The organism is Serratia sp. SA088, assembly GCF_049065515.1.
GTDB lineage: Bacteria > Pseudomonadota > Gammaproteobacteria > Enterobacterales > Enterobacteriaceae > Serratia > Serratia nematodiphila.
In genome coordinates this window covers 296,760-313,067 of record NZ_JBAKGW010000001.1, presented here as the reverse complement: position 1 = coordinate 313,067, position 16,308 = coordinate 296,760, and the positions used below count along the sequence as shown (strand labels likewise).

Annotated in this window: 21 protein-coding genes; 5 read left to right on the top strand and 16 right to left on the bottom strand. The window is 61.5% G+C overall.

Annotated elements, in window-relative coordinates:
* Positions 1–18: 18 nt before the first annotated feature.
* From flgG to flgB, 6 genes are read right to left on the bottom strand one after another with little or no spacing between them, the layout of a single operon-like run.
* Complete coding sequence (flgG, locus tag ACOWVD_RS01500) at positions 19–801, bottom strand: flagellar basal-body rod protein FlgG (RefSeq protein WP_004934819.1); 783 nt, start codon at positions 799–801, stop codon at positions 19–21.
* Positions 802–819: 18 nt separating this feature from the next.
* Entirely contained in the window at positions 820–1,575 is a 756-nt protein-coding gene (locus ACOWVD_RS01495) for a flagellar basal body rod protein FlgF (protein ID WP_015378254.1), read from the bottom strand.
* A gap of 12 nt (positions 1,576–1,587) precedes the next feature.
* Positions 1,588–2,811 (bottom strand): flagellar hook protein FlgE, encoded by a 1,224-nt coding sequence (flgE, locus tag ACOWVD_RS01490; protein ID WP_164094836.1) that lies wholly within the window; start codon positions 2,809–2,811, stop codon positions 1,588–1,590.
* A 54-nt stretch (positions 2,812–2,865) separates the two neighbouring features.
* Positions 2,866–3,543: a flagellar hook assembly protein FlgD gene (gene flgD / locus ACOWVD_RS01485; RefSeq protein WP_019452954.1), complete on the bottom strand. Its 678-nt coding sequence runs from the start codon at positions 3,541–3,543 to the stop codon at positions 2,866–2,868.
* A 12-nt stretch (positions 3,544–3,555) separates the two neighbouring features.
* Positions 3,556–3,960 carry a flagellar basal body rod protein FlgC gene (flgC, locus tag ACOWVD_RS01480; protein ID WP_004934826.1) on the bottom strand — a complete coding sequence of 135 codons (405 nt, stop codon included), beginning with the start codon at positions 3,958–3,960 and terminating at the stop codon, positions 3,556–3,558.
* A gap of 5 nt (positions 3,961–3,965) precedes the next feature.
* Complete coding sequence (flgB, locus tag ACOWVD_RS01475; protein ID WP_004934827.1) at positions 3,966–4,379, bottom strand: flagellar basal body rod protein FlgB; 414 nt, start codon at positions 4,377–4,379, stop codon at positions 3,966–3,968.
* A 160-nt stretch (positions 4,380–4,539) separates the two neighbouring features.
* Here flgB and flgA point away from each other — a divergent pair, with 160 nt between their 5' ends.
* From flgA to ACOWVD_RS01450, 5 genes are all read left to right on the top strand, one after another.
* Positions 4,540–5,193, top strand: a complete 654-nt coding sequence (gene flgA / locus ACOWVD_RS01470; RefSeq protein ID WP_004934829.1) for a flagellar basal body P-ring formation chaperone FlgA — start codon at positions 4,540–4,542, stop codon at positions 5,191–5,193.
* Between the two features lie 129 nt (positions 5,194–5,322).
* Positions 5,323–5,634, top strand: coding sequence for a flagellar biosynthesis anti-sigma factor FlgM (gene flgM, locus ACOWVD_RS01465; RefSeq protein ID WP_004934832.1), 312 nt, complete (start codon positions 5,323–5,325; stop codon positions 5,632–5,634).
* A gap of 39 nt (positions 5,635–5,673) precedes the next feature.
* The gene (locus ACOWVD_RS01460; protein ID WP_004934835.1) at positions 5,674–6,108 is read left to right on the top strand and encodes a flagella synthesis protein FlgN; all 435 of its coding nucleotides are present in this window, start codon (positions 5,674–5,676) and stop codon (positions 6,106–6,108) included.
* Positions 6,109–6,337: 229 nt separating this feature from the next.
* On the top strand, positions 6,338–6,712 hold the full coding sequence (locus ACOWVD_RS01455) for a type II toxin-antitoxin system RelE/ParE family toxin (protein WP_004934837.1): 375 nt from the start codon (positions 6,338–6,340) through the stop codon (positions 6,710–6,712).
* On the top strand, positions 6,705–7,007 hold the full coding sequence (locus ACOWVD_RS01450; protein WP_015378258.1) for a helix-turn-helix domain-containing protein: 303 nt from the start codon (positions 6,705–6,707) through the stop codon (positions 7,005–7,007). The genes ACOWVD_RS01455 and ACOWVD_RS01450 overlap by 8 nt, the downstream gene beginning before the upstream one ends.
* 2 nt (positions 7,008–7,009) lie before the next feature.
* Here ACOWVD_RS01450 and ACOWVD_RS01445 read toward each other — a convergent pair whose 3' ends face one another.
* The 10 genes from ACOWVD_RS01445 to ACOWVD_RS01400 all read right to left on the bottom strand — a co-directional run bounded on the left by ACOWVD_RS01445 (position 7,010) and on the right by ACOWVD_RS01400 (position 16,245).
* Entirely contained in the window at positions 7,010–7,414 is a 405-nt protein-coding gene (locus ACOWVD_RS01445; protein WP_015378259.1) for a flagellar protein FlhE, read from the bottom strand.
* Positions 7,414–9,492 (bottom strand): flagellar biosynthesis protein FlhA, encoded by a 2,079-nt coding sequence (flhA, locus tag ACOWVD_RS01440; RefSeq protein WP_049240627.1) that lies wholly within the window; start codon positions 9,490–9,492, stop codon positions 7,414–7,416. Before flhA ends, ACOWVD_RS01445 begins: the two co-directional genes overlap by 1 nt.
* Complete coding sequence (gene flhB, locus ACOWVD_RS01435) at positions 9,485–10,636, bottom strand: flagellar biosynthesis protein FlhB (RefSeq protein WP_421105387.1); 1,152 nt, start codon at positions 10,634–10,636, stop codon at positions 9,485–9,487. The genes flhA and flhB overlap by 8 nt, the downstream gene beginning before the upstream one ends.
* Positions 10,637–10,765: 129 nt before the next feature.
* The gene (gene vapC, locus ACOWVD_RS01430; RefSeq protein ID WP_049240629.1) at positions 10,766–11,164 is read right to left on the bottom strand and encodes a type II toxin-antitoxin system tRNA(fMet)-specific endonuclease VapC; all 399 of its coding nucleotides are present in this window, start codon (positions 11,162–11,164) and stop codon (positions 10,766–10,768) included.
* Positions 11,164–11,397 carry a type II toxin-antitoxin system VapB family antitoxin gene (gene vapB, locus ACOWVD_RS01425; RefSeq protein WP_049240631.1) on the bottom strand — a complete coding sequence of 78 codons (234 nt, stop codon included), beginning with the start codon at positions 11,395–11,397 and terminating at the stop codon, positions 11,164–11,166. The genes vapC and vapB overlap by 1 nt, the downstream gene beginning before the upstream one ends.
* Positions 11,398–11,522: 125 nt before the next feature.
* Positions 11,523–12,167 (bottom strand): protein phosphatase CheZ, encoded by a 645-nt coding sequence (gene cheZ, locus ACOWVD_RS01420; RefSeq protein ID WP_004934858.1) that lies wholly within the window; start codon positions 12,165–12,167, stop codon positions 11,523–11,525.
* 10 nt (positions 12,168–12,177) lie between these two features.
* Positions 12,178–12,567: a chemotaxis response regulator CheY gene (gene cheY, locus ACOWVD_RS01415; protein WP_004934862.1), complete on the bottom strand. Its 390-nt coding sequence runs from the start codon at positions 12,565–12,567 to the stop codon at positions 12,178–12,180.
* A gap of 102 nt (positions 12,568–12,669) precedes the next feature.
* Positions 12,670–13,719 carry a protein-glutamate methylesterase/protein-glutamine glutaminase gene (locus ACOWVD_RS01410; protein WP_004934865.1) on the bottom strand — a complete coding sequence of 350 codons (1,050 nt, stop codon included), beginning with the start codon at positions 13,717–13,719 and terminating at the stop codon, positions 12,670–12,672.
* Positions 13,719–14,591 carry a protein-glutamate O-methyltransferase CheR gene (cheR, locus tag ACOWVD_RS01405; protein WP_025159837.1) on the bottom strand — a complete coding sequence of 291 codons (873 nt, stop codon included), beginning with the start codon at positions 14,589–14,591 and terminating at the stop codon, positions 13,719–13,721. Before cheR ends, ACOWVD_RS01410 begins: the two co-directional genes overlap by 1 nt.
* Positions 14,592–14,619: 28 nt before the next feature.
* On the bottom strand, positions 14,620–16,245 hold the full coding sequence (locus ACOWVD_RS01400; RefSeq protein WP_049240632.1) for a methyl-accepting chemotaxis protein: 1,626 nt from the start codon (positions 16,243–16,245) through the stop codon (positions 14,620–14,622).
* Positions 16,246–16,308 lie beyond the last annotated feature (63 nt).

Sequence of the window (16,308 nt, the reverse complement as noted above, 5' to 3'; positions counted from 1 at the left end):
GGGCCCGTCAAGGACAGATTACAGTTGCGTCAGCTTTTGCAGCATCTGATCGGAGGTCGATACCGCTTTGCTGTTGATCTCATAAGCGCGCTGAGTCTGGATCATGTTGACCAGCTCCTCCGCCACGTTGACGTTGGAGGTCTCCACGTAGCCCTGATACAGCAGACCGGCGCCGTTCAGCCCCGGCGTGCTCTCGTTCGGCGCGCCCGAGCTTTCGGTTTCCTGATACAGATTCTCGCCCACGCTCTCCAGACCGCTGTCGTTGACAAAGGTCGTCAGCGTCAGTTGGCCCACCTGCTGAGCGGCGGTCTGCCCTTGCTGGGTAACGCTGACGATACCGTCGCGGCCGACGGTGATGGACAGCGCGTTCGCCGGAATGGTGATCGCCGGCTGCACCTGGAAACCGCTGGAGGTGACCAGCTGGCCGTTCTGATCGATCTGGAACGACCCGTCGCGGGTGTAGGCCTGGGTGCCGTCCGGCAGCATCACCTGGAAGAAACCCTGCCCCTTGATGGCGACGTCTTTGCTGTTGTTGGTCTGCGACAGGTTGCCCTGGCTGTGCAGGCGCTCGGTCGCCACCGGACGCACGCCGGTGCCGATCTGCAGACCGGAAGGCAGCGTAGTCTGCTCGGAGGACTGCGCGCCCGGCTGACGCATGGTCTGGTACAGCAGATCTTCAAATACCGCACGCTGGCGCTTGAAGCCGTTGGTGCTGACGTTCGCCAGGTTGTTGGCGATCACGTCCATGTTGGTCTGCTGCGCGTCCAGACCGGTTTTGGCAATCCATAAGGATGGAATCATCGGTTATTTCCTTGCTGCTTAGCTCACTGAGAGCAGTGAGTTGGCACGCTGTTCGTTTTCATCCACGCTGTGGATGACCTTCATTTGCATTTCAAAACGGCGGGCGTTGGCGATCATGTCGACCATGGTCTCCATCGGCTTGACGTTGCTGCCTTCCAGCACCCCGGGCATCACCCGCACCTGCGGATCGTTTTGCAACTGATTGCCGCGCAGCTGTTGGGTTTCCGGCGTCAGGCGGAACAGCCCGTCGTCACCGCGCATCACTTCGCGCGCGTCGGCTTTCACCAGCTTCAGGCGGCCAATCTGCGCGATGGTGTTCGGCGGATCGCCGGCGTTCAGCGCCGAAATGGTGCCGTCGGCCGCGATGGTGATCTCCGCCGACGGCGGCACCTCGATCGGCCCGCCGTCGCCCATCAGCGGCATCCCCTGCACCGTCAACTGCCCGGTGGAGGAGATCTGAATGTTGCCGTTGCGGGTGTAAGCTTCACCGCCGCCCGGCAGGCTCACCGCCAAAAAACCATCCTGCTGCAGCGCCACGTCCAGCGGGCGCGCCGTGTAGTTCAGCGCGCCCTGGCTCATGTCGGCGCCCGGCGTCGAGGCAGTCACCAAGGTGCGGGTCGCCAGGCTCGGACCGTCGACCGGCACCGCGCGCAACGCGGCGAGCTGGGCGCGAAAGCCCGGCGTCGACGCGTTGGCCAGGTTGTTGGCGGTAATGGACTGCTGCTCCAGCGTTTGGCGCGCCGCGCCCATCGCGGTATAAATCGCGTGATCCATAACTCGATCCTATTAGCGCAGGCTAACCAGCGTCTGCAGGATGGAGTCCTGCGTCTTGATGGTCTGGGCGTTGGACTGGTAGTTACGCTGTGCGACGATCATGTTCACCAGCTCCTGGCTCAGATCGACGTTGGAAGATTCCAGCGCGCCGCTGGTCAGCTTGCCGAAGCCGCCGCCGCCCGACAGACCGACGCGCGGCTGGCCGGACGCGCCGGTTTCCTGCCAAACGTTATCACCCTGCGACGCCAGCCCTTCCGGGTTGGAGAAGTTGGCCATGACGATCTGGCCAAGCACCTGGGTCTGCTGGTTGGAGTAGATCCCAACGACGGTGCCGTCGTTGTTGATTTGGAAGTTGGTGTATTCACCGGCGGCATAGCCGTCCTGCGCCACTTTGCTCACCGAGTCGCTGCCCACGTTCTGCTGCATGCTGCCGGCGAAGCTCAGGGTGAAGTTTTGCGCCGGCGCGCCGTCTTTGGCGGTCATCGGGATCACCATGCTGAACTCGCCCGGCGCGCCGTTGGTGCTGGTGGTTTTCACCAGGTTGCCGCTGGTGCTGAACTCCATGGTGCCGGCGTCAACCGGCGCGGCGCTGCCGTCCTGGGTGTAGACCTGCCACTTGTTGTCTTCGGTCTTCACAAAGTAAGCATTGATGTTGTGCGCGTTACCCAGCGAGTCGTAGGCGGTGATGGTGTTGACGTAGTTGTAGCTGTCCTGCTTGGTCGGATCGAACGTCTTGTTCTCCGGCACTTTATGGGTGGACTTCAGGTTAGTCACCATCTCGCCGGAGGTGGACGCCTTGGCGTTCATCATGCCTTCAGGAATGCTCAGCGGCACCGGGTTGGCGCCCTGCTGGATGGTCGGCGGGGAACCGGCCGCCGGATAGCCGGTCAGCTGCAGGCCCTGCATGTTGGTCAGGTTGCGGTTCTCGTCAAGCTTGAACTGGCCGTTGCGGGTATAGAAGATGCCGCCGTCTTTATCCTGCATGCGGAAAAAACCGTTGCCGTTGATGGCCACATCCAGCGCGCGGCTGGTGCCGGTGGTGGTGCCGCCCTTGAAGTTCTGGGTGATGCCGGACACTTTGACGCCCAGCCCGACCTGCGAACCGGCGAACATGTCGGCAAAGGAGACGCTGCCGGATTTGAAGCCCGCGGTCGCGGAGTTGGCGATGTTGTTACCGATCACGTCCAGGTTGGTTGCTGCCGCGTTCAAGCCGCTGACTGCCTGAGAAAAGGCCATATTATTCTCCGAATAGTGGTCAGGCTATCGTCCGATTGAGCCTGATGCTTAGGGTTATAAGATCTGTCGCACGTCTTCCAGGGTGGCGTTGCCCGCCAGGCCGAGATCCAGCTTGGCGCCGTTGCCGTCGCGGATCACGCCGTTCACCAGGCCGAAATGCAGGCTGCGCGCCACCAGTTGCTCGCCGTTGCCTTTGGCGTTGACGGCCACTTTGTAGGCGCCGTCGGGCGCGGTGGTGCCATCATCCAGCGATCCATCCCAGGTGAAGGCGTGCACGCCGGCGGTCAGGCCGCCAATTTCAATGGTGCGCACCACCTGCCCGCTGGCGTTGGTAATGGTGGCGGTCACCTGATCGGCTGCGCGCTCCAGTTCCACGCCGAACGGCGTGGTGCTGACCTTGCCGTCCTTGCTGCCGACCAGAATATTGTTGCCCGGCACCATCACGCCGTGACCGATCAGCGCAGTGGCCTGCAGCGACTGGTTGCTGTTGATCTGGCCGGAGATCGACCCCAGCGTGGTGTTGAGTTTTTCGATGCCCTGAACGGTGTTGATCTGCGCCAGCTGCGACGTCAGCTCGTTGTTCTGCATCGGGTTGGTCGGATCCTGGTTTTTCAACTGCGCGACCAGCAGCGTCAGGAAGCTGTTGTGCAGATCCTGGCTGTTGGTGGTCTTGCTGTTGTTACCGATGACGGTGTTGTCCAACGACTCGTTGGTGGTTGCGGCGATAGCCATGGAAATCTCCGGTTACTGACCCAGCGTCAGGGTTTTCATCATCATCGACTTGGTGGTGTTGAGCACCTCGACGTTGGCCTGGTAGCTGCGGGAAGCGGAGATGGTGTTGACCATTTCCCCCACCACGTCGACGTTCGGCATGCGCACATACCCCTTGGCGTCCGCCAGCGGGTTGCCCGGCTGATACACCAGGCGCTCGGGCGCCGGATCGTCCACCACCTGGGCGACGCGCACGCCGCCGGTCGGCTGCCCTGGCGCCGCCGCGACCTGGAACACCACCTGCTTGGCGCGGTAAGGTTCACCGTCCGGGCCGGTCACGCTGTCGGCGTTGGCCATGTTGCTGGCGCTGACGTTCATGCGCTGGGATTGCGCCGATAACGCCGAGCCGGAGATATCAAAAATATTCAGTAAAGACATGCGCCTTATCCTTGTTGCAGCACGGACATCATCCCTTTGATCTGCCCGTTGAGCAGCGTCAGGTCGGTCTGATATTTCAGGCTGTTATCGGCAAAGTTGGTGCGTTCGCGATCCATGTCCACCGTGTTGCCGTCCATCGACGGCTGGTCCGGCACCCGGAACAGCAGATCAAGCTGTGGCGGCTGCAGGGTCTGCGCCGGGATGTGGCGCGCCGCCGTCAGGTTCAGCGCCATGCCGTTGCCGTTGACGCGCCCTTGTTCCAGCACCTTGTTCAATTGGCTGGCGAAATCGATATCCCGCGCCTGATAACCCGGCGTGTCTGCGTTGGCGATGTTGGCGGCCAGAATTTCCTGCCGCTGGGCGCGCAAGTTCAGCGCTTCTTGGCCAAAGCGCAGAGCCGCGTCCAGTTTGTCGAGCATGCTCCCTCCGCGAGGTTAGAATTTGGAGTCGACAGCATAAACGCCCCCTGCGCCACCCTATCGCGGGAATAAACGCAAAATGGGGCGCTATTTATCTGCTTAGCCTGCGCGCGCTGCGGGTACACTTACGCGTATCCCGATGAAGCTTGAGAAGATGACGATGAAAGGTAAAATGCTGCTGCTTATCGGCCTGCTGTGCAGTCTGAACGCGCGCGCCGACGATCTGGCGACGCAAATCGAAAGCTTCATCCAAGGCAAGTTCAGCGGCGAACCGGTACAGGTAAAAGTGCGGGTGCGCACGCCGCCGAACCAATGGCCCGCTTGCGAACTGCCGCAGCTGTCGCTGTCGCCCAACGCGCGGATCGGCGGCAACGTCAGCATTTCGGCGCGCTGTGGCCAGGAGCGGCGTTTTATCCAGACGCAGGTGCAGGTGTTCGGCCGCTATCTCGTTTCGGCGCGCGGCATCAGCGCCGGCAGCCGGTTGACGGCGGCGGATCTGACGTTGAAACAGGGCCGGCTCGATACCCTGCCGCCGCGCGCGCTGACCGAAGCGGGCAAAGCGTTAGGCGCCGTCAGCCTGCGCAACATCAGCCCCGGTCAGCCGCTGACCCTCGCCATGCTGCGCCGCGCCTGGATTATCAAGGCTGGGCAACCGGTGCAGGTCAACGCACAGGGCGAAGGATTCAGCATCAGCGGTGCGGGTAAGGCGATGAACAACGCCGCCGCCGAAGACAGCGTGCGGGTACGCATGGCCTCCGGGCAGATCGTCAGCGGCGTGGTCGGGGACGACGGCGCGATCCGCATTACGTTATAAAAAAGTAAAGGTTCCGCCAACCTTGCCGATAAGACAAAGCAAGCAGCATTTTATTGGCCACCAGGGCCGCAACACTTTCATTGCAGCGTCGTCGCCCGCAAGCGGTCACGGCGTAAACGGAGATGGACCATGAGTATCGATCGCACCCAGCGGTTACAGCCGGTTTCCACTGTGCAACCGCGTGAAACCCCGGCCGACAACCCGCTCCAACCGCGCAAGGCCGCCGTGGCAGAAACCGCCGTCAGCGGCACGCAGGTCAAACTGAGCGAGGCGCAGGCGCGCCTTATGCAGCCGGGCACCCAGGATATCGATATGGGTCGGGTCGAGGCCATCAAACAGGCGATCCGCAACGGTGAACTGAAGATGGACGCCGGCAAAATCGCCGATGCGCTGCTGCAAGACGCGCAGAGCGATGTTCAATGGATCGCCGGACGCGACTGACAGCGCGCGGCGAGTAGCGGTAAAGGATAAGTCATTACTATGGAAAAGCTGGCACAACTGCTGGATAAACTGTTGGAGACGCTGCAGGCGCTCAATGGCGTGCTGGAGGAAGAGCACGACTTGCTGTGCTCCGGCCAGTTGCCGGGCGTGGCCTTGCAGCGCGTCACCGATGCCAAAAGCCAACTGCTGGCGACGGTCGCTTATCTCGAGCAACAGCGCCTGGGGCAGGAAAAAACCTGCGGGCAACGCGCCCCCTATGCCAGCCAAGCGCCCCTGGCCGATCGTTGGCAGCGCGTTCAATTGCTGAGCCAAACGCTGCGCGAAAAGAATCAGCATAACGGTCTGCTGCTCAATCAGCAGATCGACCATAACGCTCAGGCGCTGGCCATCCTCAGCAAAAACAACAAATCGCTGTATGGCCCGGACGGCCAGTCGCACGCCGGCAGCCTGCTCGGCAGAAAAATCGGCGTCTGACCTGACTCATTTGCCCGGTGAGCCTATCACCGGGCATGCGTTAACCGGCTTCTGCGCATCCCGTCGCATTTTCTCCCTATCACTCTTTGAATTCACTTAAGGCTTTGCGTCAGGCTGCGCATGGCGTGAATTTGGCTGTTTCTTTCCCTTTGGCCGCTTGTCACCCTGTGGTTATTTTTAAACCACTTGAAATATACCCTTAACGGGTATAGATTCGCAGGGAGAGCGAATGGCCGACATTTATCTCACCAAAACCTTTCAGGGTTTTGCCGCACGCGAGCGCATTAGCGACGCCACGATAGTGAAAGCGGCGCGAGAGATGCAACATCAGCTGTACGATGCCAATCTTGGCGGTTGCGTATACAAAAAGCGCATCGCTCGGGCTGGTGCGGGCAAACGTGGCGGCTATCGGGTACTGATCGTTTTTCGCGATGAAGACCGCCTGTTTTTTATGCGCGGCTTTGCCAAAAGTGAGAGAGAAAACATCAGTGCGGATGAGTTACAGGGATTGAAACATCTGGCTGCGCTGTATCTGGATTATTCGCCATTCAGACTCTACCAGCTGGTCAACAACAAGGAATTACGGAGGCTAAGCGATGAGTAAAATTCTTGCCGAGATCCACCAGGAAGTTCAGGGCCTGCATCGCGCCGGTTTCGTCGATGACGTGACCATGCGCACCTTCGACATGCTGTGCCTGCGGCCGGTGAAACAGTTCGGGCCGGCCGAGATCCGCGCGCTGCGCGAACGGGAAAACGTCAGTCAGCCGGTGTTTGCGCTGTATCTCAACGTCAGCAAAAAAGCGGTGCAAAAATGGGAGCGCGGCGAAGCGCAACCGAACTCCGCCGCGATGAAACTGCTGACGCTGGTGGAACGCAACGGCCTGCAAATTCTGGCCTGATGTTACTGATAATTGACGATCACCTGATTGCCAATCACCCGCAGCGGCGGATTCAGCCCGCCTTGCGACTGCACGTAATAGACAAAGCGCAATTCCGCATTGGCCGGTTCGCCCTGCAGACCGTTGCTGCTGCCGCTGCCGCCGCCCAGTGGAATGCAGCGGTTTACCGTGCAGAGCTGGGCCTGCAGCCCCACTGGCTCCGGCCCCAGCAAACGGTAGCGCCAGCTGACGCTGGTGATGCGCGCATGGGCATCCGGCAGCGCGTTCGGCGGCCGCAAAGCGGCGGATTCATCGCGCATCCCGCCCTGTTCCAGCGTGACCCCCGCCCCTTCAGCCACCCAGGAGCCGGACACCGCGCCGGCGGCGAGCGGAGCCAGCAAACAAAATACGAACAGACAGCGTTTCATCAGGCCGCTCCGATGGTCGAGGTCATGCGAATCTGGCGATCGTCGTTGATCTCCAGGTTGGACAGCACCACGATCTGCGGCAGGCTGCGGCGCAGGAAGCGCGCCAGCAAGGCCCGCAGCGCATGGTTGACCAGCAGCACCGGCGGCGCGCTGAGCATTTCTTGCCGCTGCAACGCCTGGCGCGCCTGATCCAACAGACGATCGGCCAGCCCCGGCTCCAGACCGCCGCCGCCCTGCAACGCCTGCAGCAACAGACGCTCCAACTGGGTATCCAAGCCGATAACCTGAATCTCGCCGTTGCCCGGGAACCACTGCTGCGTGATCGCCCTGCCCAGCGCCACTCGCACCACGGTGGTCAATTCATAAGGATCGCTCTGCGCCGGGGCATGTTCCGCCAGCGTTTCGACGATGGTGCGCATATCGCGAATGGACACGCGCTCGGCCAGCAGATTTTGCAGCACCTTGTGCAGCGTCGTCAGCGACACCACGCCCGGCACGAAGTCTTCGGTCAGCTTCGGCATCTCCTGCGACACGCGATCCAACAGCTGTTGGGTCTCCTGGCGGCCGAACAGCTCGCTGGCGAACTGGCCAATCAGGTGATTGAGGTGCGTCGCCACCACGGTGCTGGCTTCCACCACGGTATAGCCCTGGATCTGCGCCTGTTCGCGCAAGGCGCTGTCGATCCACACCGCTTCCAGCCCAAAGGCCGGATCGACGGTTTTATCACCCGCCAGATCGCCTACGGCATTGCCGGGGTTGATCGCCAGCCAGCGGCCCGGCTGCGCTTCACCGCTGCCGATCTCGACGCCTTTCATCAGGATGCGGTAGCTGGCGGGCGGCAGTTCCAGGTTGTCGCGAATGTGCACCACCGGCGGCAGATAGCCCATGTCCTGGGCGAATTTCTTGCGGATACCGCGGATACGGCCCAGCAGTTCGCCGTTCTGCTGAAAATCGACCATCGGAATCAGCCGGTAGCCCACCTCCATCCCCAGCGGATCTTCCAACTGCACGTCGGCCCAGCTGGCTTCGGCGGCCTGCGGATTCTCCGGCATCACCGGATCTTCCACCGTTTTCGGCGCCTGTTGTTCACGGCCGCGCAGCCACCAGGCCAGGCCCAGCAAAGCGGCGGTAAACAGCAGGAACACCAGGTTCGGCATGCCCGGCACCAGGCCCAACAGCCCCAGCACCCCGGCGCTCAGCAGCATCACGCGCGGATTGTTGAACAGCTGGCCCACCATCTGCTCGCCGACGTCCTGATCGGTCGCAACGCGGGTGACGATGACGCCGGCGGCGGTGGAGATCACCAACGCCGGGATCTGCGCCACCAGGCCGTCACCGATGGTCAGCAGCGTATAGCTTTCCGCCGCCGCCCCCAGCTCCATGCCATGTTGCACCACGCCGACCAACAGGCCGCCGACTACGTTCAGCACCATGATCATCAGGCCGGCGATGGCGTCGCCGCGCACGAATTTACTGGCGCCGTCCATCGAGCCGTAAAAGTCGGCCTCCTGGGTCACTTCGGCGCGGCGTTTCTTCGCTTCGTCTTCACCGATCAGGCCGGCGTTCAGATCGGCGTCGATCGCCATCTGTTTACCCGGCATGCCGTCCAGCACGAAGCGCGCGCCCACTTCGGCGATACGCCCCGCCCCCTTGGTGATCACCATGAAGTTAATCAGCACCAGGATGATGAACACCACGATGCCGATGGCGAAGTTGCCCCCCACCAGGAAGTGGCCGAAGGCTTCCACCACGCGGCCGGCGGCGGCGGAGCCGGTGTGCCCTTCCAGCAAGATGATGCGCGTCGACGCGACGTTGAGCGATAAACGCAGCAATGTGGAGAACAGCAGGATGGTCGGGAAGGCGGCGAATTCGAGCGTGCGCTGGGTGAACATCGCCACCAGCAGCACCATGATCGACAGCGCGATGTTGAAGGTAAACAGCAGGTCGAGGATAAACGCCGGCAACGGCAACACCATCATCGACAGGATCAGCAGGATCAGCACCGGGCCGGCCAGCACCTGCCACTGCGTATCTTTAAAATTGCCCGGCAAACGAAGCAGGGAGGCCAAATTAGCCATCAGAGTCACTCTCTTTTGCAAAATCCAGTGCTTCCGGCACCGGTAAACGTTCAGGTTTTTTCGGGATCAGGCCGCCCTCACGCCGCCAGCGGCGCAGCTGGTACACCCAGGCCAGCACCTCGGCGACCGCGGCATACAGGGTGGCCGGAATATGCTGGCCGATCTCGCTGTGCCGATACAGCGCGCGCGCCAGCGGCGGCGCCTCCAGCATCGGGATGCGGTGTTCCGCGCCAAGTTCGCGAATGCGCAAGGCGATTTCGCCAGCCCCTTTGGCCAGCACTTTCGGCGCACTCATTTTTTTGTCGTTGTACTGCAATGCGACGGCGTAGTGCGTCGGGTTGGTGACGATCACGTCCGCCTTGGGCACGTCGGCCATCATGCGGCGCCGGGCGATCGCCCGCTGCTGCTGACGAATGCGTCCCTTGACGTGCGGGTCCCCTTCCTGGTCTTTGAACTCGTCGCGAATATCCTGCTTGGTCATCTTCAGCTTCTTGAAGTGACTCCACAGCTGATAAAACACGTCGAACGCCACCATCGGCGTCAACCCCAGCACCACCAGAAAACCGCAGAACAGAATCATCTGCAGCGCGTTGCCCAGCGCATCGAGCGGCTGCTGGGTCATCAGATGCAGCATCGCCGCCCAGTTGTGCCACAGATAGAGGCCAGTCACCCAACCGACCAGCGTCGCTTTCAGGATCCCTTTCAGCAGCTCGGCCAGCACCTGGCTGGAAAAGATGCGCTTCAACCCGGATAGCGGGTTCAGCCGCTTCAAATCGAACTTGATCGACTTGCCGCTGAACAAAATGCCCCCCAGCAACATCGGCGCGGCGAGCGCCACCACCACCAGCCCCGCCATGATCGGCAGCAGCGCCAGCACCGCCTGGCGCAGCAACATGCCCAATTGGCGCAGCATCTGTTTATCGTTGCTGACCATGCCGTGATCGAAGTTCAGACCTTGCGTGAGCATCGCCGCCAGCTGTTGCGCCATGTTGCTGCCGGACATCAGGATAATCGCCAGGCCCGAGAGCAGCATCAGTACCGAGGTCAGCTCGCGCGAGCGCGGGATCTGGCCGTCTTCACGCGCCTTTTCCAGCCTGTGGGGCGTGGGGGCCTCGCTTTTTTCCAGATCGCTGTCTTCAGCCACGAAACGCCGTTCCTGTGTCGGGAGGGTAAAGAATGGCGGTCAGCATGCCAAAAAATTGGCGATGTCATTGGGGGAACAACGGGGAAAAAGGCGGGTTATTTAGGGGATGAGGCAATCAAGGGGGAGACGTTACAGCCAATTTTCCAGCCGTAAGCCATCAACGCGCTCAAATTCGCGTCGGTTATTGGTCACCAGAATCAATCCTTCGCTGCGCGCATGCCCGGCGATATGCAGATCGTTTACGCCAATAGGCGTTCCCTGACGTTCCAGCGCAGCCCGAATGTTGCCGTAGTGCGAAGCCGCTTTGGCGCCGTAATCGAGAATGTCCAATCGGGAGACAAAATCCTCAACCACTCTGGCGTTAACCGCCGGACGCGCGCTTTTCTCCACTCCGTGAACCAATTCGCCATAGGTGACCGACGAAATGACCATTTTGCCCGCATAGCGATTGAACGCCTCCAGCATTTCCAGCGGCCGGCGCTTGATGACATAGATAACAATGTTGGTGTCCAGCATATGGCTGAACATCAAAGTTCTTCCCGCTCGCGCTGGTGTTGCCCGGCACGTTCATCGAGGAAGTCATCGCTCACCTCATTTTCCGCACAGAAGAAACTGTCCCAGGTATTCTCCACCGGCGCAAGAATGCGCTCTTTGCCCACTACGCGGACGGTCACTTTAGAAACGGTATCGGGGAAACGCACCTCTGCAGGCAAGCGCACGGCCTGCGTCCGATTATTGGTAAAGACAGAACCTAACGTCATGGCGACCTCCTTTAACTGGAGTACAAATTATAATCGCCACAGTGTATATAGCAACGCTATATACACCAATCTTTGCGCGACGCTGCGCAACTTTCGGGGCGCGCCGTCGCGCGCCCCGAAAGGCCTCAGAAACCGAGGCTGTCGAGCAGATCGTCGACCTGCGCCTGATTGGCGATCACGCCGACGCCGTTCTGGTCGAGCTGCGGGCCGTTCAGCAGGCTGTCGTTCGGCCGTTTTTCCTTCACCGGCTGCTCCGGCATGTTTTCCATCAGCACCATCAGCAGCTGCTTTTCGATCTCCTGCACCACGTCCATCATGCGCTTGATCACCTGACCGGTCAGATCCTGGAAGTCCTGCGCCATCATGATCTCCAGCAGCTGGGCGTTGGTGAAAGCCGTATGGCCCGGCACCTGATCCAGATACTGGCGCGTGTCATTGACCAGAGAACGCGCGTCGTCCAGTTCGATGGGATTGGCGAACCACTCGTCCCAGCGCCCTTTCAACGCGTTGGCGCCGGATTCCAGCTCCGCCTGGCGCGGTTGCGCCGCCTCCACGCAGTTCAACGCCCGTTCCGCCGCCTGCGCCGTCATGGTTACGACATAGTCAAGACGGTCGCGCGCATCCGGGATCGCCTCTGCCGCCTGGGCGATCGCCTGATCGAGCCCCAGTTCGCGCATGCTGTCGCGCAGCATTCGGGTCAGTTGGCCGATGCGGGAGATGATCTCTCCCGCGGTCGCTGCATCGCTGGCAGGCATTGGAATGTCTCTCATCGCCCTCTCCTTACATGCCCAATTTTTCAAAAATCTTGTTGAGCTTTTCTTCCAGCGTCGCCGCCGTAAATGGTTTTACTACATAACCGCTGGCGCCGGCCTGCGCCGCCGCGATGATATTTTCTTTCTTGGCTTCCGCGGTCACCATCAGTACCGGCATCGCGGCCAGCGCGCTGTCGGCGCGGATGGTTTGCAACAGCTCAAGCCCGTCCATGTTCGGCATGTTCCAGTCGGACACCACGAAGTCGAAACCGCCGGCGCGCAGCTTGTTCAGCGCATCCGCGCCGTCTTCAGCTTCTTCGACGTTGTTGAAGCCCAGCTCTTTGAGCAAATTTCTGACGATGCGGCGCATGGTGGAAAAATCGTCCACAACCAGAAATCTGAGGTTCTTGTCTGCCATTGTTACTCCTGAAATAGTTAACCGTTTAATGATGCAACACCGCAGGCCGCCGCACGGCGAACCTGGGTCATATCGCCGCCGGGAAGACCCTGCGGACTGAAATCAAATGCGCAATGCCTGGCCGCCGGCGATCTGCGCCAGCATGCGCTGGCTCATCCTGTCCAGCTCGACCACTTCGCTGACGCCACCGCTGGCGATCGCCTCGCGCGGCATGCCGAACACCACGCAGCTCGCCTCGTTCTGCGCCAGGGTATAGGCCCCGGCGCGGTGCATCTCCAGCATCCCCGCCGCACCGTCGTTGCCCATGCCGGTGAGGATCACCCCCACCGCATTGCGGCCGGCGTATTGCGCCACCGAGCGGAACAGCACGTCGACCGAGGGGCGATGGCGGTTGACCGCCGGGCCGTCATGCAGCTTCACCTGATAGTTGGCGCCGCTGCGCGTCAGCTCCAGATGGCGGTCCCCCGGGGCGATGTAAGCGTGGCCCGGCAGCACGCGCTCGCCGTCCTCCGCTTCTTTCACCGTGATCTGGCACAGCTTGTTCAGCCGCTCGGCGAACGAACGGGTGAAACCCGGCGGCATGTGCTGGGTGATCAGCAGCGCCGGGCTGGTAGCCGGCAGCGGCTGCAGCACCTGGCGGATCGCTTCCGTGCCGCCGGTGGAGGCGCCGATGGCAATCAGTTTTTCACTGCTCAGCAGCGGCGCATGGCTGAGGATCGCCGGCGCCGGGCTGCTGGAGCGCTGAGGCAGGCGCGCTCTGGCCGCGGTGCGGATCTTCTCGGCAATCAGCTCGCTGTAGGCCAACATGCCCTCGCGAATGCCGAGTTGCGGTTTGGTGACGAAATCCACCGCGCCCAGTTCCAGCGCGCGCAGCGTGATTTCCGAGCCTTTGCCGGTCAGCGAAGAGACCATCACCACCGGCATCGGCCGCAGGCGCATCAGCTTCTCGAGGAAATCCAGCCCGTCCATGCGCGGCATCTCGACGTCCAGCGTCAGCACCTGAGGATTAAATTTTTTGATCAGATCGCGCGCCACCAGCGGATCCGGCGCGGTCGCCACCATTTCCATGTCGGGATGGCCGTTCACGATTTCCGTCATCAGCTGGCGCATCAGTGCCGAATCGTCTACGCATAACACTCTGATTTTACTCATTACCTCTCCTTGGTCAGCCCATACACGGTCTGCCCACGCAAGTAGAAATCCCGGCTGATCTGGCTGAAATTCTCGGAGTGGCCGGCGAACATCAGCCCCCCCGGCTTAAGCAAGGGAACGAAGCGGCGCAGGATGCGCTCCTGCGTCGCCTTATCGAAATAGATCATGACGTTGCGGCAAAAAATGGCGTCGAATTGCCCCGGCAGCGCCCACTCCGGCGCCAGCAGATTCAGCGGCTGAAAGTTCACTCGCGCCGCCAACTCCGGCCGCACGCGCACCAGCCCCTGATGCGGACCGGTGCCGCGCAGAAAATAGCGCTGCATTTGGGTCGGCGTCAGGGTGCGCAGATCTTCCTGGCGGTAAACGCCCGCCTCCGCTTTTTCCAGTACCTGCGTATCGATGTCGCTGGCCCAGACCTGGCAACTGCCGGCCCGCTGCCCCAGGGCATCGCTCAGCGTGATGGCGATCGAATACGGCTCTTCGCCGGTCGAGGCCGCGGTGCTCCAGACGCTGTAGCCGTTCGGCCGCGAGCGCGCATGCTCCGCTAGGATCGGGAAGTGATGCGCCTCGCGGAAAAATGCCGTCAGGTTGGTGGTCAGCGCGTTGATGAACGCCTGCCACTCCGCGCTGTTCGGATCGCTTTCCAGCAGCGCCAGGTAATCGCCGAAATCGTGCAATCCCAACAGCCGCAACCGGCGCACTAGGCGGTTGTAAACCATCTCGCGCTTATGCTCCGCCAGCACGATGCCGGCGCGTTGATAAATCAACTGGCTGATACGGCGAAAATGCACGTCCGACAGCGGCAGGCGCTGCACCATTTGCGTCAACATCGACGCAGTATCCCGGTTAGAAGTTGACGGCGCCTGTTTCATGCCGCCTCACCGGAGTAAAACGTGCTGCTTATGCGGTTTGACAATCTTGGGCTTCCTTTACCACGGGTGAAACTGCGTTGTTGCTGTTACCTGGCGCGACGAAGTTATCGTCCGCCAGACGGAATACCGCGACCGCGTCGGCCAGGGTAATGGCCTGCTCTTCCAGCGCGGTGGCGGCAGAAGCGGACTCTTCCACCAGCGCGGCGTTCTGCTGGGTAACCTGGTCCATCTGGGTCACCGCCTGCGTCACCTGCTCGATGCCGCGGCTCTGTTCATCCGAAGCCGACGCGATCTCACCCATGATGTCGGTGACGCGCGTCACCGAACGCACGATGTCCTGCATGGTGGCGCCGGAATTTTCCACCAGCACCGAGCCGTGTTTGACGCGGCTGACCGATTCGTCGATCAGCAGCTTGATCTCTTTCGCCGCCTGCGCGCTGCGGCTCGCCAGGTTGCGCACTTCGCCGGCGACCACGGCGAAACCGCGCCCCTGTTCACCGGCGCGCGCCGCTTCCACCGCCGCATTGAGCGCCAGAATGTTGGTCTGGAAGGCGATGCCGTCGATCACGCTGGTGATGGCGCCGATTTTCTGCGAGCTGTTGGCGATATCGTGCATGGTGGTGACCACGTCCCCGGCCAGTTCGCCGCCCTTGGCCGCAGTGGCCGAAGCGTCGCGCGCCAGCTGAGAGGCCTGCCGCGCATTGTCGGCGTTCTGTTTCACCGTCGCGGTCAGCTGTTCCATGCTGGCGGCGGTTTCTTCCAGCGAAGCGGCCTGCTGCTCGGTACGGGAAGAGAGATCGTTATTGCCTTCGGCTATCTCCTGCAGGCCGATCAGAATCGACTCCGCACCGTCGCGCACCGCGCCGACGGTGCCAATCAGTGACTGCTGCGTGCGTTGCAGGCTGGCGAACAACATGCTGATTTCATTGCGGCCATACACCTGAATCGGCGTCGCCAAATCGCCGGCGGCGATGCGTTCAAAGTGGCTGCGGATTTGGTTCAGCGGCTGTACCAACATGGTGCGCAACCACCACATGGCGCTGCCGGTCACCACGATCAGCATCAAGACCGCCCCCGCCAGCATCAGGCCCGCCAGCGTGAAGGAGAATTGGTTGGCGTCTCGAGCCTCGCTAATGTCACCGTTGACCAACTGCAGGTACTGCACGAAGTCAGCCTCAAACAGGTCCTGGGTTTTCTGCGTCGGCTGATCCATAAACGCCTGCAGCTCGCCCTTTTCCAGGAAACCGATCAGTTCACGCAGCGCGCCGCGCAGCCGCTCGTAGCTGGCCTTGGTGGTGGCCGTCTGCTGGTTCTGCTGTTCACTGCTGCGTTCAACCGCCATAAACTGATTGAAATAGAGATCGGCCTTCTGCAGCGAACTGCGGGCGCTGCTCATCAATTCGTTCACCTGCTCCTGCGGCAGTTTCAGCGCCGCGCGGGTGCCGGCGCGGTTCAGCGTATTGCGCGCCTGCAACAGCGACACCCAGCTCAGGCTGAGCGAATCGCGCTGCTGGCTGCCGAGGGTGATGATGTCGAGGTTGTGGTTATCGGAGCGAAACGCGGAATACGACAGGCCGCTGCTGGCCAACTGCAGAACGCAGAAGGTCATCAACAACAGGAACAAGCTGGTAGAGATACGGATTCGGTTAAACACTGTGAACCTCCTTGCAGCCGGCCGGCGACCGGCCTACGTAGGGAAAAGGGCCTCTGCGAGAGA

Bases quoted from the DNA above. Each gene is read 5' to 3' on its own strand.
- flgG (WP_004934819.1), bottom strand. From the start codon at position 801: ATGATTCCATCCTTATGGATTGCCAAAACCGGTCTGGACGCGCAGCAG.
- ACOWVD_RS01495 (WP_015378254.1), bottom strand. From the start codon at position 1,575: ATGGATCACGCGATTTATACCGCGATGGGCGCGGCGCGCCAAACGCTG.
- flgE (WP_164094836.1), bottom strand. From the start codon at position 2,811: ATGGCCTTTTCTCAGGCAGTCAGCGGCTTGAACGCGGCAGCAACCAAC.
- flgD (WP_019452954.1), bottom strand. From the start codon at position 3,543: ATGGCTATCGCCGCAACCACCAACGAGTCGTTGGACAACACCGTCATC.
- flgC (WP_004934826.1), bottom strand. From the start codon at position 3,960: ATGTCTTTACTGAATATTTTTGATATCTCCGGCTCGGCGTTATCGGCG.
- flgB (WP_004934827.1), bottom strand. From the start codon at position 4,379: ATGCTCGACAAACTGGACGCGGCTCTGCGCTTTGGCCAAGAAGCGCTG.
- flgA (WP_004934829.1), top strand. From the start codon at position 4,540: ATGAAAGGTAAAATGCTGCTGCTTATCGGCCTGCTGTGCAGTCTGAAC.
- flgM (WP_004934832.1), top strand. From the start codon at position 5,323: ATGAGTATCGATCGCACCCAGCGGTTACAGCCGGTTTCCACTGTGCAA.
- ACOWVD_RS01460 (WP_004934835.1), top strand. From the start codon at position 5,674: ATGGAAAAGCTGGCACAACTGCTGGATAAACTGTTGGAGACGCTGCAG.
- ACOWVD_RS01455 (WP_004934837.1), top strand. From the start codon at position 6,338: ATGGCCGACATTTATCTCACCAAAACCTTTCAGGGTTTTGCCGCACGC.
- ACOWVD_RS01450 (WP_015378258.1), top strand. From the start codon at position 6,705: ATGAGTAAAATTCTTGCCGAGATCCACCAGGAAGTTCAGGGCCTGCAT.
- ACOWVD_RS01445 (WP_015378259.1), bottom strand. From the start codon at position 7,414: ATGAAACGCTGTCTGTTCGTATTTTGTTTGCTGGCTCCGCTCGCCGCC.
- flhA (WP_049240627.1), bottom strand. From the start codon at position 9,492: ATGGCTAATTTGGCCTCCCTGCTTCGTTTGCCGGGCAATTTTAAAGAT.
- vapC (WP_049240629.1), bottom strand. From the start codon at position 11,164: ATGTTCAGCCATATGCTGGACACCAACATTGTTATCTATGTCATCAAG.
- vapB (WP_049240631.1), bottom strand. From the start codon at position 11,397: ATGACGTTAGGTTCTGTCTTTACCAATAATCGGACGCAGGCCGTGCGC.
- cheZ (WP_004934858.1), bottom strand. From the start codon at position 12,167: ATGAGAGACATTCCAATGCCTGCCAGCGATGCAGCGACCGCGGGAGAG.
- cheY (WP_004934862.1), bottom strand. From the start codon at position 12,567: ATGGCAGACAAGAACCTCAGATTTCTGGTTGTGGACGATTTTTCCACC.
- ACOWVD_RS01410 (WP_004934865.1), bottom strand. From the start codon at position 13,719: ATGAGTAAAATCAGAGTGTTATGCGTAGACGATTCGGCACTGATGCGC.
- cheR (WP_025159837.1), bottom strand. From the start codon at position 14,591: ATGAAACAGGCGCCGTCAACTTCTAACCGGGATACTGCGTCGATGTTG.